25 protein-coding genes are annotated in these 26,984 nt (G+C 63.5%); 4 read left to right on the forward strand and 21 right to left on the reverse strand.

The genetic code is table 11. The annotated features are described in order from the left end of the window. Positions 1 to 63: 63 nt before the first annotated feature. The 3 genes from ACMA5I_RS05605 to ACMA5I_RS05615 all read left to right on the forward strand — a co-directional run bounded on the left by ACMA5I_RS05605 (position 64) and on the right by ACMA5I_RS05615 (position 3,317). Positions 64 to 1,257, forward strand: a complete 1,194-nt coding sequence (locus ACMA5I_RS05605) for a multidrug effflux MFS transporter (RefSeq protein WP_525885261.1) — start codon at positions 64 to 66, stop codon at positions 1,255 to 1,257. Between the two features lie 121 nt (positions 1,258 to 1,378). Then, positions 1,379 to 2,698 (forward strand): omega-aminotransferase AptA, encoded by a 1,320-nt coding sequence (aptA, locus tag ACMA5I_RS05610; RefSeq protein WP_525885262.1) that lies wholly within the window; start codon positions 1,379 to 1,381, stop codon positions 2,696 to 2,698. Between the two features lie 76 nt (positions 2,699 to 2,774). Then, complete coding sequence (locus tag ACMA5I_RS05615; RefSeq protein ID WP_525885263.1) at positions 2,775 to 3,317, forward strand: hypothetical protein; 543 nt, start codon at positions 2,775 to 2,777, stop codon at positions 3,315 to 3,317. 140 nt (positions 3,318 to 3,457) lie between these two features. Here ACMA5I_RS05615 and ACMA5I_RS05620 read toward each other — a convergent pair whose 3' ends face one another. From ACMA5I_RS05620 to cueR, 6 genes are all read right to left on the reverse strand, one after another. Beyond that, a complete protein-coding gene (locus tag ACMA5I_RS05620; protein ID WP_525885264.1) occupies positions 3,458 to 3,787 on the reverse strand; it encodes a DUF779 domain-containing protein in 330 nt (109 codons plus the stop codon). Between the two features lie 64 nt (positions 3,788 to 3,851). After that, complete coding sequence (gene exaC / locus ACMA5I_RS05625; protein ID WP_525885265.1) at positions 3,852 to 5,393, reverse strand: acetaldehyde dehydrogenase ExaC; 1,542 nt, start codon at positions 5,391 to 5,393, stop codon at positions 3,852 to 3,854. 115 nt (positions 5,394 to 5,508) lie between these two features. Continuing rightward, positions 5,509 to 6,534, reverse strand: a complete 1,026-nt coding sequence (locus ACMA5I_RS05630; protein ID WP_525885266.1) for an NAD-dependent epimerase — start codon at positions 6,532 to 6,534, stop codon at positions 5,509 to 5,511. Between the two features lie 66 nt (positions 6,535 to 6,600). Continuing rightward, positions 6,601 to 7,371, reverse strand: a complete 771-nt coding sequence (locus ACMA5I_RS05635) for an ABC transporter ATP-binding protein (RefSeq protein WP_525885267.1) — start codon at positions 7,369 to 7,371, stop codon at positions 6,601 to 6,603. Beyond that, entirely contained in the window at positions 7,368 to 8,363 is a 996-nt protein-coding gene (locus ACMA5I_RS05640) for a FecCD family ABC transporter permease (protein WP_525885268.1), read from the reverse strand. Before ACMA5I_RS05640 ends, ACMA5I_RS05635 begins: the two co-directional genes overlap by 4 nt. A gap of 72 nt (positions 8,364 to 8,435) precedes the next feature. Next, the gene (gene cueR, locus ACMA5I_RS05645) at positions 8,436 to 8,819 is read right to left on the reverse strand and encodes a Cu(I)-responsive transcriptional regulator (protein WP_525885269.1); all 384 of its coding nucleotides are present in this window, start codon (positions 8,817 to 8,819) and stop codon (positions 8,436 to 8,438) included. 70 nt (positions 8,820 to 8,889) lie between these two features. Here cueR and ACMA5I_RS05650 point away from each other — a divergent pair, with 70 nt between their 5' ends. After that, complete coding sequence (locus tag ACMA5I_RS05650) at positions 8,890 to 9,639, forward strand: glutaredoxin family protein (protein ID WP_525885270.1); 750 nt, start codon at positions 8,890 to 8,892, stop codon at positions 9,637 to 9,639. A gap of 18 nt (positions 9,640 to 9,657) precedes the next feature. Here ACMA5I_RS05650 and pobA read toward each other — a convergent pair whose 3' ends face one another. The 15 genes from pobA to ACMA5I_RS05725 all read right to left on the reverse strand — a co-directional run bounded on the left by pobA (position 9,658) and on the right by ACMA5I_RS05725 (position 26,983). After that, a complete protein-coding gene (gene pobA / locus ACMA5I_RS05655) occupies positions 9,658 to 10,830 on the reverse strand; it encodes a 4-hydroxybenzoate 3-monooxygenase (protein ID WP_525885271.1) in 1,173 nt (390 codons plus the stop codon). 100 nt (positions 10,831 to 10,930) lie between these two features. Then, complete coding sequence (locus ACMA5I_RS05660) at positions 10,931 to 12,784, reverse strand: bifunctional sugar phosphate isomerase/epimerase/4-hydroxyphenylpyruvate dioxygenase family protein (protein ID WP_525885272.1); 1,854 nt, start codon at positions 12,782 to 12,784, stop codon at positions 10,931 to 10,933. Then, positions 12,781 to 13,623 carry a shikimate dehydrogenase family protein gene (locus ACMA5I_RS05665; protein ID WP_525885273.1) on the reverse strand — a complete coding sequence of 281 codons (843 nt, stop codon included), beginning with the start codon at positions 13,621 to 13,623 and terminating at the stop codon, positions 12,781 to 12,783. The genes ACMA5I_RS05660 and ACMA5I_RS05665 overlap by 4 nt, the downstream gene beginning before the upstream one ends. A 12-nt stretch (positions 13,624 to 13,635) precedes the next feature. Next, positions 13,636 to 15,147, reverse strand: coding sequence for a tripartite tricarboxylate transporter permease (locus tag ACMA5I_RS05670; RefSeq protein ID WP_525885274.1), 1,512 nt, complete (start codon positions 15,145 to 15,147; stop codon positions 13,636 to 13,638). Continuing rightward, on the reverse strand, positions 15,147 to 15,680 hold the full coding sequence (locus tag ACMA5I_RS05675; protein WP_525885275.1) for a tripartite tricarboxylate transporter TctB family protein: 534 nt from the start codon (positions 15,678 to 15,680) through the stop codon (positions 15,147 to 15,149). The genes ACMA5I_RS05670 and ACMA5I_RS05675 overlap by 1 nt, the downstream gene beginning before the upstream one ends. 80 nt (positions 15,681 to 15,760) lie before the next feature. Next, positions 15,761 to 16,756, reverse strand: a complete 996-nt coding sequence (locus ACMA5I_RS05680; protein WP_525885276.1) for a Bug family tripartite tricarboxylate transporter substrate binding protein — start codon at positions 16,754 to 16,756, stop codon at positions 15,761 to 15,763. 110 nt (positions 16,757 to 16,866) lie between these two features. Continuing rightward, the gene (locus ACMA5I_RS05685; protein WP_525885277.1) at positions 16,867 to 17,793 is read right to left on the reverse strand and encodes a LysR substrate-binding domain-containing protein; all 927 of its coding nucleotides are present in this window, start codon (positions 17,791 to 17,793) and stop codon (positions 16,867 to 16,869) included. Next, positions 17,793 to 18,743, reverse strand: coding sequence for an AEC family transporter (locus tag ACMA5I_RS05690; RefSeq protein WP_525885656.1), 951 nt, complete (start codon positions 18,741 to 18,743; stop codon positions 17,793 to 17,795). The genes ACMA5I_RS05685 and ACMA5I_RS05690 overlap by 1 nt, the downstream gene beginning before the upstream one ends. 1 nt (position 18,744) lies before the next feature. Next, positions 18,745 to 20,424, reverse strand: coding sequence for a thiamine pyrophosphate-requiring protein (locus tag ACMA5I_RS05695; RefSeq protein ID WP_525885278.1), 1,680 nt, complete (start codon positions 20,422 to 20,424; stop codon positions 18,745 to 18,747). Next, entirely contained in the window at positions 20,425 to 21,786 is a 1,362-nt protein-coding gene (locus tag ACMA5I_RS05700; protein ID WP_525885279.1) for a TRAP transporter large permease, read from the reverse strand. Then, positions 21,776 to 22,282: a TRAP transporter small permease gene (locus ACMA5I_RS05705; protein ID WP_525885280.1), complete on the reverse strand. Its 507-nt coding sequence runs from the start codon at positions 22,280 to 22,282 to the stop codon at positions 21,776 to 21,778. The genes ACMA5I_RS05700 and ACMA5I_RS05705 overlap by 11 nt, the downstream gene beginning before the upstream one ends. Continuing rightward, complete coding sequence (locus tag ACMA5I_RS05710) at positions 22,279 to 23,400, reverse strand: TRAP transporter substrate-binding protein (protein ID WP_525885281.1); 1,122 nt, start codon at positions 23,398 to 23,400, stop codon at positions 22,279 to 22,281. The genes ACMA5I_RS05705 and ACMA5I_RS05710 overlap by 4 nt, the downstream gene beginning before the upstream one ends. A 23-nt stretch (positions 23,401 to 23,423) precedes the next feature. Next, positions 23,424 to 24,860 carry an aldehyde dehydrogenase gene (locus ACMA5I_RS05715; RefSeq protein ID WP_525885282.1) on the reverse strand — a complete coding sequence of 479 codons (1,437 nt, stop codon included), beginning with the start codon at positions 24,858 to 24,860 and terminating at the stop codon, positions 23,424 to 23,426. Continuing rightward, positions 24,861 to 26,150 carry a lyase family protein gene (locus ACMA5I_RS05720; protein WP_525885283.1) on the reverse strand — a complete coding sequence of 430 codons (1,290 nt, stop codon included), beginning with the start codon at positions 26,148 to 26,150 and terminating at the stop codon, positions 24,861 to 24,863. Further along, the gene (locus tag ACMA5I_RS05725; protein ID WP_525885284.1) at positions 26,147 to 26,983 is read right to left on the reverse strand and encodes a 3-oxoadipate:acetyl-CoA acetyltransferase; all 837 of its coding nucleotides are present in this window, start codon (positions 26,981 to 26,983) and stop codon (positions 26,147 to 26,149) included. Before ACMA5I_RS05725 ends, ACMA5I_RS05720 begins: the two co-directional genes overlap by 4 nt. Position 26,984 lies beyond the last annotated feature (1 nt).

Consider the following 26,984-nt stretch of genomic DNA (forward strand, 5'->3'; position numbering starts at 1 on the left):
GATTTTTCTTTCCTGCGCGCCGCCCCGCTCCCCGCGCCGCGCCGCAAAAAAGGCCCAAAAATGATGCGTGATCCGCTGTTTCGTATGGCCCTCATTCTGGGGCTTTTGTCCGCCGTTGGTCCCTTCGCGATCGACATGTATCTGCCCGCTCTGCCCGAGGTCGCCCGCGACTTGGGCACCTCCGAGGCCGTGGCGGCGAACACGCTGACCTCCTATTTCATCGTTTTTGGCATTGCGCAGATGATTTACGGGCCGATGGCCGATGCGGTTGGCCGCAAGCGCCCGCTGATCCTTGGCGTGGTGATTTTCACCATCGCCACCATTCTGGCCGCCCGGGCGCCGAGCATGGGCTGGCTGATCGCCGCGCGCGGGTTGCAGGGCCTTGGGGCGGCGACGCTGATGGTCGTCCCGCGCGCCGTCATCCGCGACATGGCGACCGGGCCGGAGGCGGCGAAGATGATGGCGGCGATCATGATCGTCATTTCCATTTCGCCCATGCTGGCCCCGCTCACCGGCTCGATTGTCATGCAATGGGGCGGCTGGCGCGAGATTTTCGCGGTGCTGGCCGTGGCGGCGCTGATCAGCCTTGGCCTGATCGTTTTCGCCCTGCCCGAGACGCTGCGCCCGGAGACCCGCCAGCCGGTGCGCTTTGCCCAGATGACACGCGGGGCCAAACGGCTGCTGACCAACCGGCATTTCATGGGGCTGACGATGATCGGCGGCTTCGGCATGTCGAGTTTCTTCGTGTTCCTCTCGACGGCGAGTTTCGTCTACACGGCGCAATATGGGCTGGATGAAACGGGCTTCTCGCTGGCCTTCGCCGTCAACGCCATCGGCTTTTTCACCGCCTCGCAATTTGCGGGGAAACTGGCGGAGCGTTTTGGCATGGAGCGGGTGATTTCGCTGGCGATCACGGGGTTTGCGGTGCTGGCGAGCCTGCTCACGGGGATCGTCTGGGCGGGGTTTGACGCACTGCCCATCGTGATTGCGGGGCTGTTTTTGTCGAACGCCTGTCTCGGGCTGGTGATGCCGACGGCGATGGTGATGTCGCTCGACCCGCATCCCGATATTGCGGGGCTGGCCTCCTCCATCGGCGGCACGCTGCAAATGCTGACCGGCGGCGCGATGATCGCCCTTGTCGCGCCCTTTATGGACAACACTTCGGCCACCATGGTCCCGGCGATTGCGTTTTGCGGGCTACTGGCTTGGCTCACCGCCTTCGCCTCCCTGCCGCGTCTGCGGATGCTGGCGAGTTGAGCCGCGCCGGCGCTTTGCCGCAAATTTGAGCAATTGGTCAAAGAATAAGTTGCGAAGGCGCGGGAATTGTGGATTGCTTTGAGGGTGGCCTTCGGGCCGCCCTTTTGCATGGAGGCCCGTTATGACGCACAACATTCCGAACGATCTCAACGCCTATTGGATGCCCTTCACGGCGAACCGCCAGTTCAAGGCCAATCCGCGCATGATTACCGGCGCGAAAGGCGTGTGGCTGGAGACCGCGGACGGGCGGCAGGTGCTGGACGGCATTGCCGGTTTGTGGTGCTGCAATGCCGGTCACGGCGCGCCGCGCATCGTGGAAGCGGTGCAAAAGCAGGTCGCGGAGATGGATTTCTCCTCGCCCTTCCAGATGGGCCACCCCAAGCAGTTTGAGCTGGCGAACCGGCTGGCGGATCTTGCACCCGGCAAGCTGAACAATGTGTTTTTCACCAATTCGGGCTCCGAGTCCGTGGAGACCGCCCTCAAGATCGCCATCGCCTATCACCGCACCCGCGGCGAGGCGCAGCGCGTGCGGCTGGTTGGCCGGGAGAAGGGGTATCACGGCGTCAATTTCGGCGGGATTTCCGTGGGCGGGATCGGGCCGAACCGGCGGATGTTCGGATCGCTCATGTCGGGGGTGGACCATCTGCCGCACACGCATGACCTCTCGCGCAACGCCTTCACCAAGGGTCAGCCGGAGCATGGGATGGAATATGCCGACGCGCTGGAGCATCTGGTGACGCTGCACGGGCCGGACACGATTGCCGCGGTGATCGTCGAGCCGGTCGCCTGTTCGGGCGGGGTGATCTTCCCGCCGAAAAACTATCTCCAGCGCCTGCGGGAGATCACGAAGAAATACGGTATCCTCTTGATTTTCGACGAGGTGATCTGCGGCTTCGGGCGTCTCGGCGCGGCCTTCGGGGCGGAGCGGTTCGGCGTCGAGCCGGACATGATGACCACCGCCAAGGGGCTGACCAGCGGCGTGGTGCCCATGGGCGCGGTCATCCTCAACGAGGATATTTACAACGAAATGATGGTCGGGCCGGATCACATGATCGAGCTCTTCCACGGCTATACCTATTCGGGCCACCCGCTGGCCTGCGCCGCCGGTCTCGCCGCGCTCGATACCTATCGCGACGAGGGCCTCTTCGAGCGCGCCCGCGAGATGGAGCCCTATTTCGCCGATGCGATTTTCTCGCTCAAGGACCACCCCAATGTCATCGACATCCGCACCATGGGCATGGTCGGCGCGATTGAGCTGACGCCGCTCGAAGGCCAGCCGACGGCGCGCGCCTTCTCCGCCTTCCTCGATTGCTATGAGCGCGGCAGCCTCATCCGCACCACCGGCGACACCATCGCCCTCAGCCCGCCGCTGACGATTGAGAAAAACGAAATCGACAAGCTGATCACGGATGTGGGCGCGGCGATCAAAGCGGTGGCGTGAGGGTTTTAAGAGTCGGGTGTTCGGGATGGTCACGCGCGGCGGTGGTCGCGCGGATATCTTTGAGGTGAGGGTCTGAATGATGCGAAGAACAGCGCTGCTCTGTCTGATGCTTCTGGCGGGGTGCGGGGCTGCTTGGATCGAGAACCGGGCGCCGGATGATCATATCTCCAATGTAAACTTCGACTTTGTGAACCGCGCGATGCGTGAAGCAACTGTGCGAAGTGGCATGGACAGACATGCAAATGAGATCCTCATTACGACGCGCGCCCTTGCCGCATCACAGCCGGAATTATGTCTGACAGGCCCCGATTACATCGCCTGCTCCGCAATGAAGCCGGTCAATATCCTGAATGGACGGCGCGCATTCGCGGGACTGCAGGCTGTTGGCATTGTCGAATTCGCGACCGGTGAGCGATGCAGTCTAGAAGCCCGGTTTGATAATGATGAAAATTCAAACCGGTCTTTTGAGTATGCGCGCGTATGGCTCAGTAGATCACTGCCTCCCGACATCGTCGGCGAGCGATCAAAATCCAAACGCAGAGAAATCCGTGAGAGAGATTTCAAAGCCTCCTTCTCGACCGCTTATCTCGCCCAAATCTGTAACAGGCTCAGGGGGTGAGTGCGTCATTGCTCGGCGATGGCGCAAACCCAAAGATCACGGCGATAAGCGGCACGATCAAAGCCGTGGCGTGACCCATGCTTTTGCATGAGCGTCGGTGACGGCGGCCCCGGCGGGGCCCCGCATCGGCGCTTTTCGCCTCAGATCGCGCAGACTTCGGAGCGGGTCAGGAAGCGCCGGCCGGTGCCGTTGTCGAGGCTGAACATGCCGCCGATCCCGTCAATCGCGTCGATGATGAGGTCGGTATGTTTCCAGCGCTCGAACTGGTCGCCATTCATGTAGAACGGTACGCCGTCGATCTCGCCCACCTTCACATCGCCGCTGCCGAGGCGGTAATCCCCTTCGGCAAAGCACATCGGGGCGGAGCCGTCGCAGCAGCCACCCGATTGGTGAAACAAAAGCGCCTCGCCATGGCGCGCCTTGATGGCCCTGAGCAAATCCAGCGCTGCGTCGGTTGCCGTCACATCCATGCTTGTCTCTCCTCGAAAGGCGGGGCGACCGGAGCCGCCCCGCCGAGTTTACCATCAGCGCGCTTTAAAAGAAGCCCATCGGATTGGGATCATAGCTGACGAGCAGGTTTTTCGTCTGCTGGTAATGATCGAGCATCATCAGATGGTTCTCGCGCCCGATGCCCGATTGCTTGTAGCCCCCGAAGGCCGCGTGCGCCGGGTAGAGGTGGTAGCAATTTGTCCAGACACGGCCCGCCTGAATGCCCCGGCCCATGCGGAAGGCGCGCGAGCCGTCGCGGGTCCACACCCCGGCCCCGAGGCCGTAGAGCGTGTCATTGGCGATCTTGAGGGCTTCGGCCTCGTCCTTGAAGGTTGTCACCGCCAGCACCGGGCCGAAGATTTCCTCTTGGAAGATCCGCATATCGTTGCGGCCCTTGAAGACGGTCGGCTGGATATAGCAGCCCTTCTCCGCGCCCTCGACGCTGCCCTTGTCGCCGCCGATCAGGACTTCCGCGCCCTCATCCTTGCCGAGTTTGAGATAGGAGGTGATTTTCTCCATCTGCTCGGTCGAGGCTTGGGCGCCGATCATCGTGTCCATTTGCAAGGGGTTGCCCTGCTTGATCTTGCCGACCCGCTCGATGGCGCGGGCGATGAAGTCGTCATAAATCGACTCTTGGATGAGCGCGCGGGACGGACAGGTGCAGACCTCGCCCTGATTGAGCGCGAACATCGCGAAACCTTCGAGGCATTTGTCGAAATAGGCGTCGTCGGCGCTCATCACGTCCTCAAAGAACACGTTGGGCGATTTGCCCCCGAGTTCCAGCGTCACCGGGATGATGTTTTCGGACGCATATTGCATGATCATCCGCCCGGTGGTGGTTTCCCCGGTAAAGGCGATCTTGGCGATGCGTTTCGAGCTGGCGAGCGGCTTGCCCGCCTCGATGCCGAAACCGTTCACGACGTTCAGCACGCCCGGCGGCAGAAGATCGCCGATGAGTTCCATCAGCACCATGATCGAGCCGGGGGTTTGCTCCGCCGGTTTGATGACCACCGCATTGCCCGCCGCGAGCGCCGGCGCGAGTTTCCATGTTGCCATCAGGATCGGGAAGTTCCATGGGATGATCTGCCCGACCACGCCCAGAGGTTCCTTGAAATGGTAGGCATAAGTGTTCGCGTCGATCTCGGCGATGGAGCCTTGCTCGGCCCGGATCACCCCGCCGAAATAGCGGAAATGGTCGATGGCCAGCGCAATATCGGCGTTGATCGTCTCGCGGATCGGCTTGCCGTTGTCGAGGGTTTCGGCGACGGCGAGCAGGTGGTGATTGTCCTCCATGACCTGCGCGATCTTGAAGAGCATGTTCGAGCGCTCGGCGAGTGAGGTTTTGCCCCAATCGGGCGCCGCTTTATGGGCCGCATCGAGCGCGAAATTCACGTCATCTTCATTGGAGCGCGCCACTTCGCAGATGACTTCGCCGGTCACGGGGGTGGTGTTTTCGAAATATTCGCCCGATTTCGGCGCGACGAATTCACCGCCCACAAAGTTTCCGTAGCGCGATTTATAGGGAAACTTCACATCAAGATGCGATGAGTCGAGCGCCGCAGAGGGCGCATTTTGCTGTGTATTCATGATTTTACTCCCTAGAGCGGGTCATGTGTTCTGACCCTGCTCTTCCAGCTTCGCGCTGACGGGAGAAGAAATCAAGGGTTGCGGCGGATTGTCGCACCCATTGGGGCAGGCGGCGTTAACCGTAATACTCCTCATACCAGCGCACGAAGGCGGCGATCCCCTCGTCGATCGAGGTGTTGGGGGTGAAGCCCGTGACCTTCTCCAGCGCCGCCGTGTCCGCCCAGGTCGCGGAGACATCGCCGGGCTGCATCGGCATCATATTGAGTTTCGCCTCAATCCCAGCGTGTTTTTGCAGAAGATCAATCACATCCATCAGCCGCTCCTTGCGCGAATTGCCGATGTTATAGACCTTGTAAGGGGCCCAGCTTCCGGCAGGGTCCGGGTTTTTCGCGTCAAAATCCGGGTCCGGCGCGGCGGGTTGCGGGATCAGGCGCACGATGCTTTCCACGATGTCATCGACGAAGGTGAAGTCGCGATACATATCGCCATTGTTGAAGACGTTGAGCGGCTCGCCGTCCTTCATCGCCTTCATGAAGAGATACATCGCCATATCGGGCCGCCCCCACGGGCCGTAGACCGTGAAAAACCGGAGCCCGCTCGTCGGGATATCGTAAAGCGAGCTGTAGGAATGGGCCATCAGCTCATTGGCTTTTTTCGACGCGGCATAGAGGCTTTTGGGATGGTCCACATTGTCGGAGACGGAGAAGGGCATTTTCTCATTGCCACCATAGACGGAACTTGAGGACGCATAGAGCAGATGCTTCACATCGCCATTGCGGCACCCCTCCAAGATATTGAGAAAGCCCGCGATATTGGCCTCGATATAGTCGCGCGGCGCTTTGAGCGAGTGGCGCACCCCGGCCTGCGCGGCGAGGTTGATGACATATTCGGGGTTGTCCTCGGCGAAGATCGCATCGACGGCAGCGCGGTCCGCGAGATCGGCGCGGACGGTGCGGTGGCCGTCATAGCCGTCCAAGATTTTCAGCCGGTCCTCTTTCAGCGCGACATCGTAATAACTGTTGAGATTGTCGATCCCGACCACGCGGTGCCCGTCCTCCAGGAGACGTTTGGCGAGGTGGAAGCCGATGAACCCGGCGGTGCCGGTCACGAAAATCGGGCGGGTGCTGAGGGTCTCGGGCATGGCGGCTCCTGTCGGCTGGCCCATGGCGGGCTGTGCGCTTGGTATTTCAAAGCGCCGCGCCCTTGTCTAGCGCGGGCGCGGTGTGAGGGTGTCGAGGGGCTGGAAAATCGGGCCGTCCGCCGTCTCTTGGTAATAGGCGCTGACGCCGAAACCCGCGCGGATATTCTCGGGGGTCAACACGGCGGCGGGCGGGCCGTCGGCCATGATGCGCCGCTCGCCGAGCATGACGAGCCGTGTGCAATGGCGCGCCGCGAGGCCGAGATCATGGAGCGAGGCGATGACCGCGCGGCCCCCCGTCGCCAGCCCCGCGAAACTGCGCATGGTCGCGATCTGATGCGCCGGATCAAGGCCCGCGACTGGCTCGTCGGCAATAAGGAGCGGCGTGTCCTGCGCCAGCGCGCGGGCGATCAGGGCGCGGGTTTGCTCGCCGCCCGAAAGGCGCGTCGCGGTGCGGCTGCGGAAATCCTCAAGCTGCATATGGCGGATCGCGGCGTCGATTTTGGTTTGGTCCTCGTCCGAAAGTTTCCGGCCCGCAGCGAGATAGGGGCTGCGGCCAAGGGCGACGAGGCGCTCCACGGTGACGGGCCACGCAATTTCATGGGATTGCGGCAGGAAGGCCGCTTGCTTGGCGCGGGCACGGGGCGAAAGCGCGGCAAGGGAGCTGTGGCCGTCGAAGGGGATCAGGCCAAGCGCGGCGCGCATCAGGGTCGATTTGCCCGCGCCATTGGGGCCGATAAGGCCGATGAATTCGCCCGGCGCGACGGTGAGCGAGACGTCTTTCAACACCGCCCGCTCGCGCAGGGTGACGGAGAGATTTTGGAGGGAGAGCAAACTCATAGCCCCTCCTGCCGCGTCTTGTAGATGAGGTGTAAAAAGAGCGGCGCGCCGACGAGGGCGGTGAGGACGCCGAGCTTGAGGTCTTGCCCCGGCAGGATCACCCGCACGGCGATGTCGGCGGCGAGCAGCATCACCGCGCCGCCCGCCGCGGAAGCATGGACGAGGCGGGACGGGACCGCGCCGACGAATGGGCGCAAGAAATGCGGGACGACGAGGCCGACAAAGCCGATCGCGCCCGCCACCGCCGTCGCCGCGCCAACCGCGCAGGCGGTGCCGATCACGAGGCGCAGGCGCAGGGCGGAAAGGTTCATGCCAAGCGCTTCGGCGGCGTCCTCGCCCAAGGTGAGCGCGTCGATCCCCCGCCCGAGCGAGAGGAGCAGCGCCCAGCCGAGCAGCGAGAGCGGGAGTGCGAGCCAGAGATGGATCATCGAGCGGTCCGCCAGCGAGCCCATCATCCAGAACACGATTTCATTGGCCGCAAAGGGGTTGGGCGAAAGGTTGAGGACGAGCGAGGTCAGCGCGGCGGCAAGGGCGGAGATGGCGATCCCCGCGAGGATCAGCGTGAGCGCGCCACCGCGCGGGCCGGCCAGCATCAGGATGATGCCGGTGCCGATGAGCGCGCCGATGAGCGCGGCGAGCGGCAGGCCGAGGGCGAAACTCGCGGCAAGGCCGGTATGGATGGCGAGAACCGCGCCGAGGGCGGCGGAGCCGGAGACGCCGATCAGCCCCGGTTCGGCCAGCGGGTTGCGCAGATAGCCCTGCATCGCCGCGCCCGAGAGGCCGAGGCTGACCCCGATGATCACGCCAAGCACCGCGCGCGGCAGGCGGATCTCGCGCATCACGACCGCGATTGGCCCGCCCTCCCCGGTCACGAGCGCGCGCAGGCTCTCGCCCCACCCCGCTTCCGCCGGGCCGACGCAGAGCGAGACCGCGAAGAGCAGCGCCGCCAGCGTCCAGAGCGCCGGGATCAGCCAGGGGGTGTCGCGCTGCATATCGCTCCTTTGCGGTTGGTTGGGGCGCAGAAAACCACCCCGCCCGGAGCGGGGCAAGGGGTTCCGCAGGGTTCAGCCCAGATAGTCGATGATCGGGCAATCGGGCCGCGCGTCGCCGTTGCAGGCGCGGACGAGGCTGGCGAGCGTGTCGTGAAGGGCCTGCAACTCGCGCTGTTTCTCCTCGATCTCGGTCAGGCGGTGCTTGGCGAGGCGTTTGACATCGGCGCTGGAGCGGTTCTGGTCCTGATAGAGCCCCAGAAGATCGCGACATTCCTCCACCGAAAAGCCGAAGTCGCGCGCGCGGCGCACAAAGATGAGCCGCCGGAGCGCCGCATCGCCATAACTGCGATAGCCCGCCTCGGTCCGCCCTTCGGCCTCGACCAGCCCGATATCATCGTAATAGCGCACGGTTTTGACCGGCAGCCCCGCCTCTTGCGCGACCTGAGAAATATTCATAGATATCTCCTTGACCCTCCAGTTACTGGAAGGATTAAATCATCGGGATACACAAACGCAAGAGGGCGATATGGCCAAGGATTCCGAACCCAAATACGAGCTTTACCGGATGGTGATGACGGAGCATATGTGCCCGTCCGGCCTGAAAGCGAAGGATTTTCTGGACCGTCAGGGGATTGATTTCGAAGATCACCACCTGACGAGCCGCCCCGAAGTCGATGCGTTCAAGGAAAAGCATGGGGTGGAGACGACGCCGCAGCTTCTCGTCGATGGCAAGGCGATTGGCGGCTATGAGGCGACGCTGAAATATTTTGGCAAAGAGGCCCCCAAGAAGAATGAGACCAGCTACCAGCCGGTGATCGCGCTTTTCGCGGTTGGCGCGCTGATGGCGATTGCGGTGACGTGGCTGGCCGCCGGGACGCTCGTGAGCGGCATGACCTTCCCGAAATTCATCGCGATTTCGATGGTCCTGCTCGGGCTGCAAAAGCTCAAGGATATCGAGAGCTTCTCCTCGATGTTCCTGACCTATGATTTGCTGGCGCAGCGGCAGGTCCGCTACGGCTATGTCTACCCGTTCCTTGAAACCGGCGCGGGCCTTCTGATGCTCGCGGGCGCGCTGACTTGGCTGGCCGCCCCGGTGGCGCTGGTCATTGGCGGGATCGGCGCGATCAGCGTGTTCAAGGCGGTCTATATCGACAAGCGGGAGCTGAAATGCGCCTGTGTGGGCGGCGATTCCAACGTCCCGCTCGGCTTTGTCTCGCTGACCGAGAACGTCATGATGGTCGGCATGGCGCTCTGGATGCTGACGCGAATTTTCTAAACCTCGCGGCTTGCCCTCTTAGTAGGGCAAGCCGACATAATTTTCGGCCAGTGCGGTCATCGCGGCTTCGGATTCCAGCGTGTAATCCAGCTCCGCCTGATGGACGCGCTGCACGAAGGGATCATCCTCCGCAAAGGCGTGCAGCATGGTCGTCATCCACCACGAAAACCGCTCGGCTTTCCAGACACGGGAGAGCGCGCGCTCGGAATAGGCGTCGAGCGCGGCGGTGGATTTCTCGCCGTAAAACTCCTTCAGACCCTCAAAGATGTAATGCACGTCGCTCGCGGCGAGGTTGAGGCCCTTGGCCCCTGTCGGCGGGACGATATGGGCCGCGTCGCCGCAGAGGAACAGCCGTCCGAAGCGCATCGGCTCGGCCACGAAACTGCGCAAGGGGGCGATGGATTTCTCGAAACTCGGGCCGGTTTTCATGTCATCCGCCACATTCTGCGGCAGGCGGCGGCGCAGCTCGTCCCAGAAGTCATCGTCGGACCATTGCTCGACCTTATGGCTCATCGGCACCTGAATATAATAGCGGCTGCGGGTCATGGAACGCAGCGAGCAGAGCGAGAAGCCGCGCGGGTGGCGGCCATAGATCAGCTCTTCGCGGACCGGCGGCACCTCGGCGAGAATGCCAAGCCAGCCAAAGGGATAGACACGCTCGAAGGTGCGGATCGCGTCGATCGGCACCGCGCGGCGCGAGACGCCATGATAGCCGTCGCAGCCGATGATATAGTCGCAGTCGATCCGGTGGGTCTGGCCGTCTTTCTCATAGGTCAGCCACGGCTTCTCGCTGTCGAAATCGCGGGGCGTGACATGCTCGGCGTTGTAGATGGTTTTGAGATCCGCCGCCTCGCGGGCATCCATCAGATCGCGGGTCATCTCGGTCTGGCCGTAGACGGTCACATGTTTGCCGCCGGTGAGCTGGCGCACATTGATGTCGTAGAGCTTGCCTTCCATGGCAATGTGAAAGCCGTCATGGGGCAAGCCCTCGGCCTTGAGCCGGTCGTCACAACCCGCCTGGGTCAGCAGATCGCATGTGCCCTGCTCCAGCACCCCGGCCCGGACGCGGCCCAAAATATACTCCCGATCCACCCGGTCGAGAATGACCGCCTCGACCCCGATGGTGTGGAGCAATTGCCCCAAAAGCAGCCCCGACGGACCCGACCCGATAATCGCAACCTGAACACGCATGAATATCCTCCCTTTTGACGTAAAGTCTCATAGGCTGCGCTTCTGGCAAAATATAAAATACACCGGAAAGCATAACTCTCCGGCTATAAAATTTGTGATTTTAGTGCCGGGGCATGTCCTCTGGCGGGGCCTGCCGGGCCTGCGCGGCGAGGCGGATCGGCGCGTTCGCGGCGCCGAAACCCTGATAGCCCTCGCGCTGCACGACCTCGAAGAAAAAGAGGTCATGGAACGCGCCGGTATAGAGGTGGAGATAGCGCCCGTGCTCATCCTCGTCATAGAGCAGGTTGCCCGCGCGAAGCTGGTCCACGAAGTCCGGGTCGAGCGGGAAGCGGGTTTCGAGATCGTCGTAATAGTTGCGCGGGACCGGGAGGACGTTGACGCCCGCCGCCTTAAACTGCGCCGCCACCTCGAAAATCCGGTCGGTGGAGAAGGCGATATGCTGCACCCCTGCCCCGAGATATTCGGCCATGAAGCGCGAGGAGAGCGTGCGGCGCGAGGCGCTGGTGTTGAGGCAGATGCGCAAATCGCGGTCCTCATCCTGTAGCGCGATGCTTTCCACGATGCCGTTCGGGTCCACCACATCGACCTGTGGGGTGGTCTCGAAATCGAAGAGGGAGAGATACCAGAGCCGCCAGCTCAGCATCTCGTCCGGCGACATGGATTGCGCGATATGGTCGATGCCAAGAAGCGGGCCAGCGGGCGCTTCGTCCTGCGGTTCGAACTCGATGTCCCAGACCTTGGATAGCTCCGACTGCCCATCGACGAAATGGAGAAGCGAGCCGCCGAGCCCTTTGACGGCGGGAATGTCCAGCTCCCCGGGCCCGACCGCCTGGGAATAGCTTTGCATCCGCAGCGCCTTGGCACGGTCCATCGCGGAGGCCGCATCGCCGACGCGCAGGCCCATGGTGACAACCGAAGGGCCATGCATGAGTTGGTGGGAATGGGCGAGGCCATCCGGGTCCGTGTTCAGAACGAGGTTGATCTCGCCTTGGGAAAAGCGGGTCACATCCTTGCTGCGATGCGCGCCGGAGCGGGCGAAGCCCATGGCGGTGAAGAGCGTGGTGAGCGCCTCGGCGTCGCTTTCGGAGACGGCGAATTCGATCCACTCGACCTTTTCCGGCTCGACGCGCGGCGGCATCCCGCCCGGTTTCGCCTGATCGTTGAGCCAGAGAAGCGCGCGCTCGCCATCCTCGGCGATGCGGCGCGGCGCGGCCATGCGGAACCGGTCGTTGAAAATCTCATGGCTGAGCCAGCCGTCATAGCCGGTCGCGACCACCGCCTCCATGAAGGCCCCGACGGGCAGATCGCCCTGCCCCGGAAAATTGCGGAAATGGCGCGACCATTGCAGCAGATCCATGTCCATCAGCGGCGCGTCGGCGAGTTGGACGAAGGTGATCTTGTCCGCCGGGATGGAGCGGATCTTGTCCACCGGCAGCTTGCGCGAGAGGATGTGCCAGCTGTCGAGGATGGTGCCGACATTGGGATGATCGGCGCGGCGGACGATCTCCCACGCATCGCGGTAATCATTCACATGGCGGCCCCAGGCGAGCGCTTCATAACCGATCTCAACATCGAAGCTTTTGGCGATCTCGCCGAGTTCGCGTAAGTCTTCGGCGGCCCGGTCGATCCCGCCAAGGGAGGCCGGCGAGACGCTGGAGCAGACGAGAATCCGCGAGGTGCCAAGCTCATTCATCAGGGCGAATTTGCGTTTGGCGCGCTCGAAATTGCGACTACGCTGCGGCTCGGGCATCCCTTCGAAATCGCGGAAGGGCTGGAAGGCGACGATGTCGAGCCCATGCTCGCGCACCATCTGGCCGATCTCCGCGGGGCCGCCATCATGGGCCAGCACGTCATTCTCGAAAATCTCGACCCCGTGATAACCGGCGCTGGCAATGGCGCGCAGTTTTTCGGGCAAGGTGCCGCCCATGGAGACGGTGGCAATGGCGTGTTTCATACGGTCTCCGCCTCCAGCGCGGCGCGCAATTCGGCCTCGTCAATCGCCTCGCCATGGAAGATCGCGAAGGAATTGACACCTTGGTAGAAGAACAGTTCATAGCCGGAAATGATGGTCAGCCCGGCCTTTGTTGCATCGAGGATGAAGGGGGTCTCCACCGGGGTATAGACCGCGTCGAACACCCACTCCGCGCCGCCCAGAAGCGCTGCCGGAACGGGCGTGCCGCCATAGCCGACCATGCCGACCGGGGTGCAGTTGACGAGACCCGCCGCGCCCGCGACGCCCTCGGCGATCTCGCCGGTGACGCGCACATCCGCAAGGCCCGCCGCCCGAAGATTCTCGGCCAGCGCTTCGGCTTTTTCGAGGTCCCGCTCGACGATTGTGAGGCGCTCCATGCCGAGGGTCATTAACGCGAAAGCAATCGCCTTGCCGACGCCGCCCGCCCCGATCATGCAGACCGGCCCTGGTTTGGCCTCGCCGCGCACACGGCGATAGCCGGAGATGAAGCCGGTATAGTCCGTATTGTCCCCAACCGGCCCGCTTTCGGTGAATTTCACCGTGTTGACCGCGCCGAGCGCCTTGACCTGCGGGTTCTCGACCCGGACCAGCGGCACCACCCGTTCCTTATAGGGATAGGTGACATTGAGGCCGCGATAGCCCGCCTCTTTGGCGAAGGCGAAGACCTCCTCGAAGCTCTCGCCGCGGGCATCGGGAACGAGCCTCTCATAACGCACATTGCGCCCGGTCAAGCGTCCCGCCAGCTCGTGCAAAGCTGGCGAGCGCGATGCGGCGATATTGCCGCCGATCAAACCGAGTTGGATGAGAGGTCCGTCCGTCACGTTGGGTCCTTTTTATTGGGTTTGGTCGGAATTGCGGCGCGAGAGGCCGATCCAGCGGAAGAAAGGCGTCTGGCTCAGCACCGTCAGCACCACGGCGAGCAGCAAGCAGATCGAGAGCGGGCTGGTGAAGAGCTCGCCAAAGAAGCCGCCAAGGCTGCCTTGCTCCGACAGGATCGCGCGCCGCCAGTTCTCGTCGATGAGCCGCGAGAGGATCACGCCGAGGACGATCGGGCCGACCTGATAGCCGTAATGTTTGAGGATGAAGCCGATGATCCCGAAGGCCAGCGTCCAGTAGACATCGGTGATCGAGTTGTTCACCGCATAGGCACCGGCGACGGAAAGAAGAAGGATCAGCGGGAGCAGGATGCCGCGCGGGATCTCCACGATCTTGGTGAAGAGCTTGATGCCCGTCAGGCCGAAGATCAGCAGGAAGATATTCGCCAGCACGAGGTTGCCCACCATGAAGTAGAACATCTGCGGCTGTTCGATCATCAGCATCGGACCGGGGTTGAGGCCGTGGATGAAAAGCGCACCGATGAAGATGGCGGTCACCGCATCGCCGGGGATGCCGAGCGTCAGCATCGGGATGAAGGCGCCGCCAACGGCGGAGTTGTTCGCCGCCTCGGGGGCCACGAGCCCTTCCTGTGCGCCCTGACCGAAGGGGACCGCCGGGTTCTTGGTGGTCCGCTTGGCGAGGTCATAGGAGATCAGCGCCGCAATGTCGCCGCCGACGCCCGGAAGCGCACCGACAATCGTGCCGATACCCGAGCTTTGCAGCGAGAGCGGCAGATATTTGCGGACCGAAGAGAGCGACGGCACGATCTTGTCGATCTTCTGCTTCATCGCGGCTTTGTCGATATGGCGCGTCTGGTCGAGCGCTTCGGCGACCCCGAAGAGGCCGATCATGACGGCGATGAAGGAAATACCGTTCCACAGCTCCACCCGGCCAAAGGTAAAGCGCTCTTCGGCGGTCAGCGGGTCGAGCCCGACCGCGCCGATGAGGATGCCGAAACAGGCCGCGACGACGCCCTTGGCAAGCGACTCGCCCGCGAGCGAGCCGACGAGCAGCAGCCCGAGAATGGCGAGCAGCAGATAGTCGCGCGGCTGGAAGGTCAGGGCAAATTCGGAGATGCGCGGTGCGGCGAGCGCGAGCGCGGCAATCCCGAAGAACCCGCCGACGACGGACATGACGGTGGCGATTCCGATGGCCTCGCCCGCCTTGCCCTGCTGCGCGAGCGGGTAGCCGTCCAGCGCGGTGGCGATGGCTGAGGGTGCGCCGGGAATGTTGAGCAAGATCGCCGTGCGCGAGCCGCCGTAAACGCCGCCCATGAAGATGCCCACCATCAGACAGAGCGCGTCATTCACGTCCCATGCGAAGGTGAAGGAGATGAGGATCGAGACCGCCATGGTGACGGAGAGGCCCGGAATCGCGCCCACATAAATGCCGCAGAAGGTGCCGATGGCGATCAGGCTGACGAGCCACGGATCGGTCCAGGCGGTGAAGAAATATGCAAAGCTTTCCATTACTGTGCCCCCTCTTCGGCTGCGGGTTCCGCCCCGGCGAAAAGATCGCCAATGGCCCCGAGAATTTCACGTTCCGGCACGATGCCTTCGGGCAAAATGACCTGAAAGATCACGCGGAACAGGATATAGATGACCGCCAGCGAGCCCGCCGCGAGCAGCACGGTGAAGCCCCAACCGCCGCGATAGAGCATCTTGGTGCCGATCACGAGGAAGAGAAAGGAGGAAAGGATGAAGCCGAGCGGGACGAGCGCCACCGCATAGGCGATCACCAGCAAGGTGAAGAGAACGATGGGGCGTGTCACCAGAGGTTGCGTGTCGTGATTGACCCGCTTGCCCGCATCGCCAATCACCACGATCAGCGCGGCGATCACCATCACCGCCGCCGCCGCCATCGGCACCGCACCGGCAGAACTCATTGATTCAAAACCGGAGATGGCCCAGCTTTGCCACAAAAGCAGCACCGAAATGGCCAGGACGATCAGGCCGAAGAGGCCCTCCCCCGGCGCTTTGCTGCGATGTTCATGAAGATCCATTTTATCCTCCCCCGCGGCGCTCTGACGGCGCCATATTCAGGATAAGGCGCGGGCCATGAGCGGCCCGCGCGATGTTTGGCTTATTCGGGCTTCGGAATGTCGAATTCCTCCGGCGAGACTTTCGCCAGACCCGCTTCGTCAATCAGCCAGGCGGTGGTGGACTGCCACTGATTGAGGAATTCGCGGGCCTCGTCGCCCGAGAGATCCATCAGCTCATAGCCGCGGTTTTCCAGAAGGGTCTGGAATTCCTCCGCCTGCGCGCCCGCATGGAACGCTTCGGTCAGCTTGGCGACCGCCTCATCTGGGGTGCCGTTCTTGGTAAAGACGCCGAAGAACGGGCCCCAAGGCAGATATTTGCCAAATTCCGGGTGGGTATCGACGATGGCGGGCGTGTCGGGCAGCACTTCATTGGCTTCGGGCTCAAACACCACCAGCGGCTTCATGCGGCCGGCCTTGATGTTCTCGATCGCCGCGCCAAGCACCGCCGGCATCACGTCGATCGCGCCGCCCATCAGCGCGGTGAGCGCCGGGCCGTCGCCATCATAAGGCACGGTGGTCACGTCCACGCCTTCGATCTGCGTCGTGATCATCGCCGAGACAACCGAAGCGAGACCGCCCGGACCGGTCGATCCGAAGCGCACCTCGCCCGGATTTTCCTGAATATAGGCAATCAGTTCTTCGAAGGTGTTATAGGGCGCATCCGGCGCTGCGACGAGCATTGGCACACCGCGGGCGAGGATGTTGATCGGCACGAAATCGTTGTAATCGACATCGCCGAGGCCCATCACCTTATAGATCTGCGGGTTCTCTGCGCCCATCAGAAGCGTGTAGCCATCGGCCTGCTGGGTCATCGCAAATTTGGTGGCAATCGCGCCGACGCCGCCCGTGCGGTTGGTCAGAACGATATCCTCGCCCAGCACTTCTTCGGCGAAGGGCGAGACCGCGCGCATCACCGTGTCGGTCGAGCCGCCCGCGCCCCACTGAATGATCCCCTGAATGGTCTTTTCGGGATATTCGGCAAGCGCCGGTGTGGCGAGCACAAGCGCCATCGCGGCGCTGGTCAGAAAGGTTTTCATGGTTTGATCTCCCTTATGGTTTATGGGGATTCTTCGCCCCCATCTCCGTCATCATACGGTATGTTAACCAATACCGTTATGAATCAAATCGAAGGATCAGTAACATGATGTTAATGCCCTGATCCCTCCCAAGGGCGGCTTGCGACCGCCTTCTTGAGCTCCTTTTGCAGCATATCCTGCGCCGTTTCGGCGTAGGAGGACAGCGGCTGGTTCTTCCGCGTCAGCGTGTAAATTGTAATTTCAGCATGTTCTTCCAACGGGATGCGCGTCAACCCCGGCATATAGACCCCCGCCACGGAGAACTCGTCGATCACCGCAACGCCGAGGCCGTGGCGCACGAGGCTGACCACAGTTTGTGCAAAGCGCGCGCGGATGGAGAGGACATAGTCCAGCCCGGCATCCCGAAACGGTTTGGCCATCACCGCGCCGTAAGGGTCTTCGGGCGGCACGCCAATGAGCGGCTCGCGGGCAAGTTCGGTGATCGAAAGGCTCTTGCGCGATGCCAGCGGATGCTCATCCGGCACGACGGCGATCAGCTTACCCCGCCCGATCTCGGTGGAGACAAGCGAGGCGTGTTCGTAATCGTAACTCATCGCGACCAGCTCGCCCCGGTCGAGCAGCAGATAATCCACCGCCTCTTCGAGCTTCAGAATATTGAGGTCGATCCTGAGTTCGGGGAAGCGCTTGCGCAGATTGACGCAGGACCGCGCCACCATGAACTGCGCGACGGACGGCACGGAGCCGAAGGCGAGCAGCCCCGATTTGCCGGATTTGAGGTCACTCAGCGCGGCCTCCAGCCCGTCCATCTTGCCGAAGACTTCGTTGATCTGGTCGAACACCCGCCGCGCTTCAGGGGCGGGCAGGAAGGCGCCGGATTTGCGTTCAAAGAGCCGCAGGCCGAGCGATTCCTCCGCATGTTTGATCATCCGGCTGATCCCCGGCCCGGTGGTGTTGAGATGCCGCGCCGCGCCTGCGATGGATCCCGCGATCATCACAGCGCGGATCACCTCGATCTGCCGGAGCGTCAGCGCAGACATCACCCGCCTCCCGGCACGAGCAGCCAGAGAAGCGCGGTGAGGGTGACGAAGGACAGGATCGTCATAGCGAACAGCGTGACCGAGGCGCGGCCCGCCTCCCCGTAGCGCTGCGCGAGAATGGGATAGATGGTCACGGTCGGCATCCCGGCATAGAGGATCATCGCGCGGACCATGTCCCCGTCGCCAACCGGCAGGCCGATCAGCCCGACCAAAAGGATCGCCAGCGCCGCCAGCAGCGGGTGCAGCATCAATTTGCCGAAGACGACGGGCAGCACCTTGGACGAGAAAGAGCTGATCGGAAGCGTCGCCAGTGTGCCGCCGATGAAGAAGAGCGAGACGGCGACGGAGCTATTGCCGAGAAATTCCGCAGGCCGGGCGATGATTGCGGGCGGTGTGATGGAGATGAGCGCGAGGATCAGCGAGACGATCAGCGTCATCACAATGGGGATCATCAGCACGCGGGCGAAGATCCGGCCCAGCACTTTGAGCCCGCGCGCGCTGTCGGACGCGCGTTCGGCCATGAAGAGCGTCAGCGGGATCACGACGAGATTGTCGATGATGAAATGGAGCGCCAGCGCCGGTGCCGCCACATCGGGAAACACCATGATGACAATGGCATAGCCGATAAAGCCACTATTGGCGCAGGAGATGCCCATGCCCTGGAAACTCGCCGCGAGATCGGTCATCCCGGCGCGGCGCGAGCCGAGATAGGCGATGGCGAAGGCCGCGACGCTCGCCGCGCCGTAGGCGAGAAGGTAACCAAGATTCAGCACTTCGCTGAGATCGCGGCTGGTCAACGTGCTGAAGATCAGCGCGGGAAGGGCGAAGTTGAGGACGTAGCGGCCAAGAATGGGCATGTCCTCGCCCTTGAAGAGCCCGCGTTTGACGGAGAAAAAGCCGAGGCCGATCAGCACGAAAACGGCACCGGAGACCGAGAGAACCGCGCCCATCTCAGCCAAGCCTGATGTCGAGCAGCGCGGGTTTGCGGTCCTCGCGGCAGATTTTGAGGGCGCGGGCGAGCGCATCCGGCAGCGCATCCGCCGCGTCCACCGCTTCGGCCCAGCACCGGCTGGCGGCAGCGGTCTGGGTGAAGTCCGGCACCGGCTCAAGGCTGGTGAGCGGCATCCGGTTCGCCTTCGCGGCGTGGCCATCCGGGTAAAGATCCGTCACCGAGCGGCGCACCGCGCCCCATTCGCCATTGTTGAGAATGAGGATCAGGAGCGGCAGGTTCAGCGCCTCGGCGATCTGGTGACAGGCGGTCGGGTTCGAGAAGATGTAGGAGCCATCCCCCATGCTCGCGACGATGAGCCGGTCCGGTTCCGCGAGTTGCGCGCCGAGCGCCGCCGGGAAACACCAGCCGAGCCCGCCCGCATGGGGTTCCTGAAACCAGCTTTTCGGCTCGCGGCGAAGGAGCGGCGCGAGCGGGACGCCAAGTTCCGAAAAGACGCTGGAGGGGATGGTGTCCAGCGCTTCACCGAGGCGGAGGCTGACCAGTTCCTTGGTCAGCTTGCCGCTTTCGGCGTGGCTTTTTGTGGCTTCGCGCCATGTCGCGGAGATCTGGGCGAGCGCCTTGGCGCGGGCGGTGTGGGCCTCCCCCGCCCCGATCGCGTCCATCGCGGCGATGAGCGCCGGGAGCGTGTCCGCGCTCTCGCCCGCAATGGCGAGATCGCAGTGGAAATTGCGCACGGGATAGCGGGAAAAGAGCGGGTCCGGTCCCATCTGGATGACCTTGGCGCCGTCTTTCAGCTTGTGCTGATCGGGCCACCATGGGGCGAGGCAATCGAGGACCAGCACCACGTCGGCCTTGGCCATCGCCGGGCCTGGGTCCGGCCCGATATGGCAGGGATGGTCGGTCGGGATCGCGAGATGGGTCGCCCACCATGAACAGACCGCGATTCCCCAGCGGTGCGCCCAGTCAGAGAAAGCCGCGAAACTCGCGGCATCCCCGGCACCGCGCTGTGCGATGACAAGCGGATGGTCGGCCTCGGCCAGCAAACGCGCGGCCGCGGCGAGCGACGCCGGGTCGGGTGCGATCCGGGTCGGGGCCATCGTGGCGGGCTCGGTCAGCGGCGCTGCCGGGCAGTCCTCGCACAGGACTTCGCGGGGGAGCGAGAGATAGACGGGGCCCTTGGGTGTGGAGTCCGCAATCGCCAGCCCCCGGTCGATCAGCACGCCCGTTTGCTCGGGGAATTTCAGCTCATAATCCCATTTCACCGCCTCGCGGATGAGGGCGGTCTGATCGCGCATTTCCTGCCCCCAACCGATGGGAACGGTGCGCGCACCGAACCGGTCCGCCTCGGTGACGGGGGTGCGGCCCGACATGACGATCATCGGCACATGCTCGCAGGCCGCGTTGATCGCGCCGATGGAGCCGTTTGCCAGCCCCACATTGGTGTGCAGCATCACCGCCTGCGCCGCGCCCGACATGAGGTAGAACCCATGCGCCATGCCCATGGCGGCGTGTTCATGCGGCATGACAATCGCTTCGGGGAGCGGCACGCCGGAGGCTTCGGCTTCGGCCAGCCCTTCGATAATCGGCGGGAAATCCGTCCCCGAATTGGCAAAGACATAGCGCACCCCAAGTGCGCCGAGCCGCGTGAAAATCGCGGCTCCGGCTGTGGTTGTCGACATCTAGCCCCCCAATATCCGTGGCAGGATCAGCACGATCACCGGGAACATGAGCAGCAGCGCCACCCGGAACATCTCGGCGATGAAGAAGGGCAGAACGCCTTTGAAGGTCTCCAGCATCGGCGTGTCGGGATCGAGGGCGGAGATGACGAAGACGTTCATGCCCACGGGGGGCGTGATCAACCCTAACTCCACAACTATGAGCGCCAGGATCCCAAACCAGATTTTCAGATCCTCGGTGGACATGCCGTAGCCAGACCCTTCCGCGCCCTGGTAAATCCCGCCATTCACTTCGAGCAGCACCGGCCAGAAGAAGGGGATGACGAGCAGGATCATCGAGAGCGAGTCCATCAGGCAGCCGAGCAGGATCAGCGCGAAGAGCAGCAGGATCATCACACCCATGGGCGACAGACCACTGGTCGCGACCCATTCGGCGGCGGCTTGCGGCACGCCCGCGCGGGACATGAAAATCTTGAGCAGTTCCGCGCCAAGCAGGATCAGGTAGATCATGCCCGTGGTGCCGGCGGTCTCCAGAAAGCTTTCGCGAATATCGCTGCGCCCGAGTTTGCCGCGCACAAAGCCGAAGATGGCAACGAGGAACACGCCAATCGCGGCGGCGGGTGTCGGGTTGTAAAAGCCCGCATAGATGCCGCCGATCACGATGCCGAAGACCGCGAGGACCGGGATCACGCCGCGGGTTGCTTCCCAGAATTCTTCGCGCGAGCTGGCCCCATGGGCGGGGCCGGATTCGGGGAAGATCCAGACATAGACCGCGATGGCCAGCAGGAAGAGGATCACCGCGAGGATGCCGGGAATGAAGGCCGCCATGAACATGGTGACGATATTGGCCTCGACGATCACCGCGTAGATGATGAGCACCACCGAGGGCGGAATGAGGATGCCCAGCACCCCGCCCGCCGCGACCGAGCCGGTCGAGAGCGCGCCGGAATAGTTGTAGCGTTTGAGCTCCGGCAGGGCGACTTTGCCCATGGTAGAGGCGGTGGCGAGCGACGAGCCGCAGACCGCGCCGAAGCCCGCGCAGCCCGCAATCGCCGCCATGGCCGTGCCGCCGCGCATCCAGCCAAGCCAGGCATTGGCGGCGCGGAAGAGGTCTTTGGACAGCCCCGTTTTTGTCGCGAGCGCCCCCATCAGGATGAACATCGGCACGACGGAGAGGTCGTAGATGGAGAACTGGCCGTAAGCGAGCGTCTTGAGCTGCGAGAGGAAGACGGAGGGGCCGTTGATCAGCACCGTGCCCCCTGCCCCGACGATGATCATCGCATAGGCAATCGGCATCCGGATCACGATCAGCGCGATGAGGAGGCCGAGCCCGAGAAGGCCAAGGGTAATCGGGTCACTCAACATGGCTGTCTCCGCGCGTGTTGTCGTAAATGGTGAGCAGCGCGGCGAGGCCGAGAAGCGCGATGGAGATCAGGATCGGGATATAGGCGAGCCAGATCGGGAGCTGGAGGATCGCGGTTGTCGCGTTATAGGCTTTCTGGTCGAGCATCCCAAAGGTCATGCGCCAGATCAGCAGCCCCGCGAAAATGAGCGCGACGACCCCGGCAATGGCGGTGAGAAACCGGAGCGTGCCCGGCCCGGCCTTGGAGGTGAAAATATCCGCCGTGACGTTCTCGTCCATGAGCTGCGTGTAGGGCAGGAACATGAAGGCGGCGATGGCGATGAAGACTTCGGTGAGTTCGAAGTCCCCGGCGAAACTCATGCCGATCAGCGGCGCAATGACCGCCCAGACATTGACCAGCACGATCCCGATCAGGATCGCGCCGCCCAGAAGCGCCCAGCCGGTGATAAGCTGCCGAAGCAGGCCAAAGGGCCTGCGCCGGGTGATCTCGTTTGTCATTGGGCGGCCTCGGCTTCCTCAGCGGGGGCCTCTTCAGCCGGGGTCTCTGTCGCAGCGGCGTCATCGGCAGGAGCCTCCTCAGCCGCTGCATCGCCTGCGCCCGCATGGGCTTCGGTCGCCGCAATCGCCTTTTCGACCAGCGCCGCGCCGTCAAAGCCCGCGCCGGAGACCTCTTCCACCCAGCGATCCCGCACCGGGGCAATCGCATCGCGGAACGCGGCGGTTTCCTCTTCGGTGAGCGTCACATGGGTGTTGCCATTCTCAACCGCGAGCGCAATGCCGCGCTCATCCACATCGCGCCAGATCTGCCCGACCTCGGCCAGCCAGTCCTCGTCGGACGCATCGCGGAAGGCCTGTTTCACATCGTCAGGCAGGCTGTCCCATTTCGCCTTGTTCATGGAAACCTGGAAGATCGAGGTACCGAAACGCTCCTTGTTCACGCCCTCGATCTGGTAATCGGTCTGCTCGAAGATCTTGAGTGGCGCGATGATCTCCCACGGGATAAACGCCCCATCAACCACGCCTTTTTGCAGCGATTGCGGCAGATCCGGCACCGGCATCGAGATCGGCGTCGCGCCGAGCGCTTCGATCACCCACCCGCCAGAGCGGGTCGGGATGCGCATTTTCGCGCCCGCCAGATCCTCGGGGCTGCGGACTTCCTGATCGCGCATATGGATCGCCTGACCCGCATGGGCGTGCAGGAACATCACCTCAAGCCCGCGATAATCCTCCGCCAGATCGCTCTCGAAGAGATCCTTCATGGCCAGATTGGTCGCCGCCGGATCGTTCACGAAGACGCCGGGCAGCTCGAACACCTCGCTGCGCGGGAACTGCCCCGCCGTGTAGCCATTGAGCGCCCAGACGAGATCGACCACTCCGTCCCGCGCCTGCTGGACCAGCTCCGGCGGACGCCCGCCAAGTGTCATGTTCGGGAACACTTCGATGGCGACCTTGCCGCCCGACAGCTCCTCGACCCGCTCGGCCCAAGGCACGATCATGTCCGTATGCGCCGGCGCCTGCGCGCTCAGGAAGTGGTGGAATTTGAACTGGAATTCCTGCGCCGAAGCGCCCGATGCAGCCAGAGCCGCGATGGCGGTAAGTGTTTTGATATATTTCATGTTTTCCTCCCAGAAAGCCCGCTTCAGAACGGGTAATGTTGCGCCGGATCTTCAATGGTAATCCAGCGTGTAATGGTAAACTCGTCGATCCCGGCCCGCCCGCCGAAGCGGCCATAGCCGGAGCTTTTCACGCCGCCGAAGGGCATTTGCGGCTCGTCGGCCACGGTCGGGCCGTTGATGTGGCAAATGCCGGTCTCGATCTGCTGCGCGACGGCCATGGCGCGGCGGATATCCTGGCTGAACACCGCGCCCGAAAGGCCATATTCGGTATCGTTGGCGACCCGGATCGCCTCCTCTTCGCTCGCCACCCGGATGATGGGTTTGACAGGGCCGAAGCTTTCCTCGCGGTAAATCCGCATCTCGGGCGTGACATTGTCGAGCAGGGTCGCCGGAACAATCGCGCCGTCCCGCGCGCCGCCCGCCACTTGCTTTGCGTCCTTGGCGGTCGCGTCGGCAATGAGATCGTCCATCTTCTCGGCGGCGTCTTTGGTGACCAGCGCGCCCAGCACGACATGGCCGCGCGGATCGCCTGCGGGTAGCTCATTGGCGCGTTTCGCGAGTTTCTCGACAAAGGCATCGGCAACCGCTTCGTGGACGATGATCCGCTCCGTGGACATGCAGATTTGCCCTTGGTTCATGAAGGCCCCGAAAATCGCGGCATTCACTGCACCGTCGAGATCGGCGTCGTCCAGCACCACGAAAGGCGCTTTGCCGCCAAGCTCCAAGAGCGCGGGTTTCAGCCCTTCCGCCGCCTTTTGCGCGATGATCTTGCCGACCTTCGTGGAGCCGGTGAAATTCACATGTTTGACCTCGGGCGCGGCGATGAGGGCCGCGACGATCTCAGCGGCATCCTCTGGCGCATTGGTCAGCACATTGACGACGCCGGGCGGGAAGCCCGCCTCTTCAAACACCGTGCCGATGAGCCGGTGCGTCGCCGGGCACATTTCGGACGCTTTGAGGATCACCGTGTTCCCGGTCGCCAACGCCATCGCGAGGGCGCGGGTGCCAAGGATCACCGGCGCATTCCACGGCGCGATCCCAAGGCACACGCCATGCGGGCGGCGCGTCGCCATCGCCATGCTGCCGGGCTTGTCGCTGGGGATGATCTCGCCCGACACCTGCGTCGTCGCGCCCGCCGCTTCGCGCAGCATATTGGCCGCGAGCATGACGTTGAACCCCGCCCAAGGGCCGGTTGCGCCGGTCTCGGCGATCATCAGCTGGGTGAAATCACCCGCCTTGCTTTCCATCACCTCGGCGGCTTTCAGGAGCAGCGCGCGGCGCGGACCGGGACCCATTTGGGACCACTCCGCAAACGCCGTATGCGCGGCCTGAACCGCGTCCTCAACGTCTTTCACTGTGGCTTTCGGCGCTGTGGTCGCGACCTCGCCCGTCACCGGATCGACCCGCTCGAACCCCTCGCCAGACCGGGCCTCCCCCCCGATCAACATATCTATCTTCATTTAGTCCTCCCTGAATTCGGCCGCGAACCTCCGCGCCATTGTGGCCGCCGCGCCCGTGACGCGCAGCGGATTGTTCGTCAGATCGCCAATGTCGAGACTGGCGAGACCCTGATCGGATTTGAGCGCCGCCTTCACCGCCGCCTGCGCGTCGGTGCGCGGCATAGTTTGCGCCAGTTGGAACGTCGCGGCTTCGGCGTAAGGGCCGTCCCCGGCGGCGGCGAGATTGGCCAGCATCGTCTCGGGCTTCGGCGTCAACACGGCGAGCAGATCGCCAAGCCGGGCGAGCGCCGCGCCGGAGGCCACTGCGATCTGCCGCAGCACCGCCCATTCCTCGGCCCAGGCCGCGCCGTCGCGCTGGCCGCCATGGAGCATGGCATCGAACATGCCGCCCTGAAGCCGCGCCGTGCTGCGGGCGAGCGTGATGAGCGCTTCGGCCAGAACGGGGTTGGATTTATGCGGCATGGTGGACGAGCCACCGCCTGCGAAACTGACTTCATTCACACCGCTTTGCGCGAGCAGGATCGCGTCGGTCCCGATCTTCCCGATACTCCCCGCGAGCAAGGTCAGCGCCGCGCCGCATTCGGCCATGGTGCCGCGATCGGCATGCCACGGGATCTCGGCGGTTTTGAGGCCAAGCGTGTCCGCCATCTTCGCGCGGACCTCGCCAGCCTTCTCGCCAATCGCCGCATCCGTGCCCGCCGCGCCGTGGAGCGAGACGCGCAGAAGCTGCGGGCGCAGCGCTTTGAGCCGTCCGCGCGCCGCGTAGAGCGCTTGCCCCCAGACGGCGACCCATGCGCCGAAGGTGGTGGGCGTGGCGATCTGGCTGCGGGTGCGGGCCGCCATCGGGATCTCCGCGCCCTCTTCGGCGATCTCTGCCAGCCTTTTCATAGCCTTGGAAAGCCGCGCGTCCAGCAAGTCCAGCACTTTGCCAAGCTGAATGACCGTCGCCGTGTCCACAATATCCTGCGAGGTCGCGCCCCAATGCAAATAGGCCGATGCCTCGGGCGAGAGGTTTTTGCGCAATTCCGCAAGCAGCGCCGGGATCGGCACCCCGTCCCGCGCCGCGCCTTCGCTCAGCGCCGCGGGCGACACCTCAAGCCCGCGCAATTCCTGCGCCAGCGCCGCGCCCGCCTCCGCCGGGATCACGCCGCAGGCGCCTTCCGCCTCGGCCAATGCCGCTTCGACCTCGATCATCGCGCCGACCAGCGCCGCATCATCAAGAAGCCCGCGGATCTCGCCATCGCTGAAGAGATCCGCCCAAAGCGCGCTATCGGCCAGCGAAATACTCACACGCCCTCCAGTGCCAGAAGGCGGCGGGCGGTTTTCCAGTCGGCCACTTCCCGGCCCGCTTTTTCGCAAAGCTCGACGGTGCGTTTGACCAGCGCGGCGTTGGACGGCGCGAGCGTGTCCTTGTCGATCCGCACATTGTCCTCAAGGCCGGTGCGGCAATGCCCGCCAGTCTCAATGCACCATTCGTTCAGCGTAGCCTGATGCGGGCCGATCCCGGCGGCGCACCATGTGGTTTCGGGCAAAATCCGCTCGCGAGTCTGGCGGTAGAAATCGAACACCTCGCGGTCCACCGGCATCGCGTTTTTCACGCCCATGACGAACTGCACATGGACATTCGCCGGAAGCCGCCCGTCCGCCACCATCTTCGCCGCCTGGAAAAGATGCGACAGATCAAAGGCTTCGATCTCGGGACGGACGTTGTATTGCTTCATCTCGCTGGCGAGCCAATCCACCAGATCCGGCGGATTTTCGTAAACCCGCGTCGGGAAATTGTTGGACCCGACGGAGAGCGACGCCATGTCGGGCGAAAGCGGCAGCATCCCGCCGCGCGCCTCGCCCGCACCGGAGCGCCCGCCGGTTGAGAGCTGGATGATCATGCCGGGGCAATGTTCCTTGATCCCCTCGACCAGCCGCGCGAATTTCTCGGGATCGGAACTTGGGCTCTGATCGTCATTGCGCACATGGCAATGGGCGATGGTCGCGCCCGCCTCGAAGCTTTCCTGAATGCTCTCCACCTGCTCCGAAATCGTGATCGGAATCGCCGGATTGTTCGCCTTGCGCCCGACCGAGCCGGTGATGGCCACACAGATGATACAGGGGTCAAATTCGCTCATG

Origin of the sequence: Jujubicoccus corallicola, assembly GCF_047345645.1 — a bacterium.
Taxonomy (GTDB): domain Bacteria; phylum Pseudomonadota; class Alphaproteobacteria; order Rhodobacterales; family Rhodobacteraceae; genus JBLEFH01.

Coding starts and splice junctions, on each gene's coding strand:
- ACMA5I_RS05605 (WP_525885261.1), top strand. CDS start 64: ATGCGTGATCCGCTGTTTCGTATGGCCCTCATTCTGGGGCTTTTGTCC.
- aptA (WP_525885262.1), top strand. CDS start 1,379: ATGACGCACAACATTCCGAACGATCTCAACGCCTATTGGATGCCCTTC.
- ACMA5I_RS05615 (WP_525885263.1), top strand. CDS start 2,775: ATGATGCGAAGAACAGCGCTGCTCTGTCTGATGCTTCTGGCGGGGTGC.
- ACMA5I_RS05620 (WP_525885264.1), bottom strand. CDS start 3,787: ATGGATGTGACGGCAACCGACGCAGCGCTGGATTTGCTCAGGGCCATC.
- exaC (WP_525885265.1), bottom strand. CDS start 5,393: ATGAATACACAGCAAAATGCGCCCTCTGCGGCGCTCGACTCATCGCAT.
- ACMA5I_RS05630 (WP_525885266.1), bottom strand. CDS start 6,534: ATGCCCGAGACCCTCAGCACCCGCCCGATTTTCGTGACCGGCACCGCC.
- ACMA5I_RS05635 (WP_525885267.1), bottom strand. CDS start 7,371: ATGAGTTTGCTCTCCCTCCAAAATCTCTCCGTCACCCTGCGCGAGCGG.
- ACMA5I_RS05640 (WP_525885268.1), bottom strand. CDS start 8,363: ATGCAGCGCGACACCCCCTGGCTGATCCCGGCGCTCTGGACGCTGGCG.
- cueR (WP_525885269.1), bottom strand. CDS start 8,819: ATGAATATTTCTCAGGTCGCGCAAGAGGCGGGGCTGCCGGTCAAAACC.
- ACMA5I_RS05650 (WP_525885270.1), top strand. CDS start 8,890: ATGGCCAAGGATTCCGAACCCAAATACGAGCTTTACCGGATGGTGATG.
- pobA (WP_525885271.1), bottom strand. CDS start 10,830: ATGCGTGTTCAGGTTGCGATTATCGGGTCGGGTCCGTCGGGGCTGCTT.
- ACMA5I_RS05660 (WP_525885272.1), bottom strand. CDS start 12,784: ATGAAACACGCCATTGCCACCGTCTCCATGGGCGGCACCTTGCCCGAA.
- ACMA5I_RS05670 (WP_525885274.1), bottom strand. CDS start 15,147: ATGGAAAGCTTTGCATATTTCTTCACCGCCTGGACCGATCCGTGGCTC.
- ACMA5I_RS05675 (WP_525885275.1), bottom strand. CDS start 15,680: ATGGATCTTCATGAACATCGCAGCAAAGCGCCGGGGGAGGGCCTCTTC.
- ACMA5I_RS05680 (WP_525885276.1), bottom strand. CDS start 16,756: ATGAAAACCTTTCTGACCAGCGCCGCGATGGCGCTTGTGCTCGCCACA.
- ACMA5I_RS05685 (WP_525885277.1), bottom strand. CDS start 17,793: ATGTCTGCGCTGACGCTCCGGCAGATCGAGGTGATCCGCGCTGTGATG.
- ACMA5I_RS05690 (WP_525885656.1), bottom strand. CDS start 18,743: ATGGGCGCGGTTCTCTCGGTCTCCGGTGCCGTTTTCGTGCTGATCGGC.
- ACMA5I_RS05695 (WP_525885278.1), bottom strand. CDS start 20,424: ATGTCGACAACCACAGCCGGAGCCGCGATTTTCACGCGGCTCGGCGCA.
- ACMA5I_RS05700 (WP_525885279.1), bottom strand. CDS start 21,786: ATGTTGAGTGACCCGATTACCCTTGGCCTTCTCGGGCTCGGCCTCCTC.
- ACMA5I_RS05705 (WP_525885280.1), bottom strand. CDS start 22,282: ATGACAAACGAGATCACCCGGCGCAGGCCCTTTGGCCTGCTTCGGCAG.
- ACMA5I_RS05710 (WP_525885281.1), bottom strand. CDS start 23,400: ATGAAATATATCAAAACACTTACCGCCATCGCGGCTCTGGCTGCATCG.
- ACMA5I_RS05715 (WP_525885282.1), bottom strand. CDS start 24,860: ATGAAGATAGATATGTTGATCGGGGGGGAGGCCCGGTCTGGCGAGGGG.
- ACMA5I_RS05725 (WP_525885284.1), bottom strand. CDS start 26,983: ATGAGCGAATTTGACCCCTGTATCATCTGTGTGGCCATCACCGGCTCG.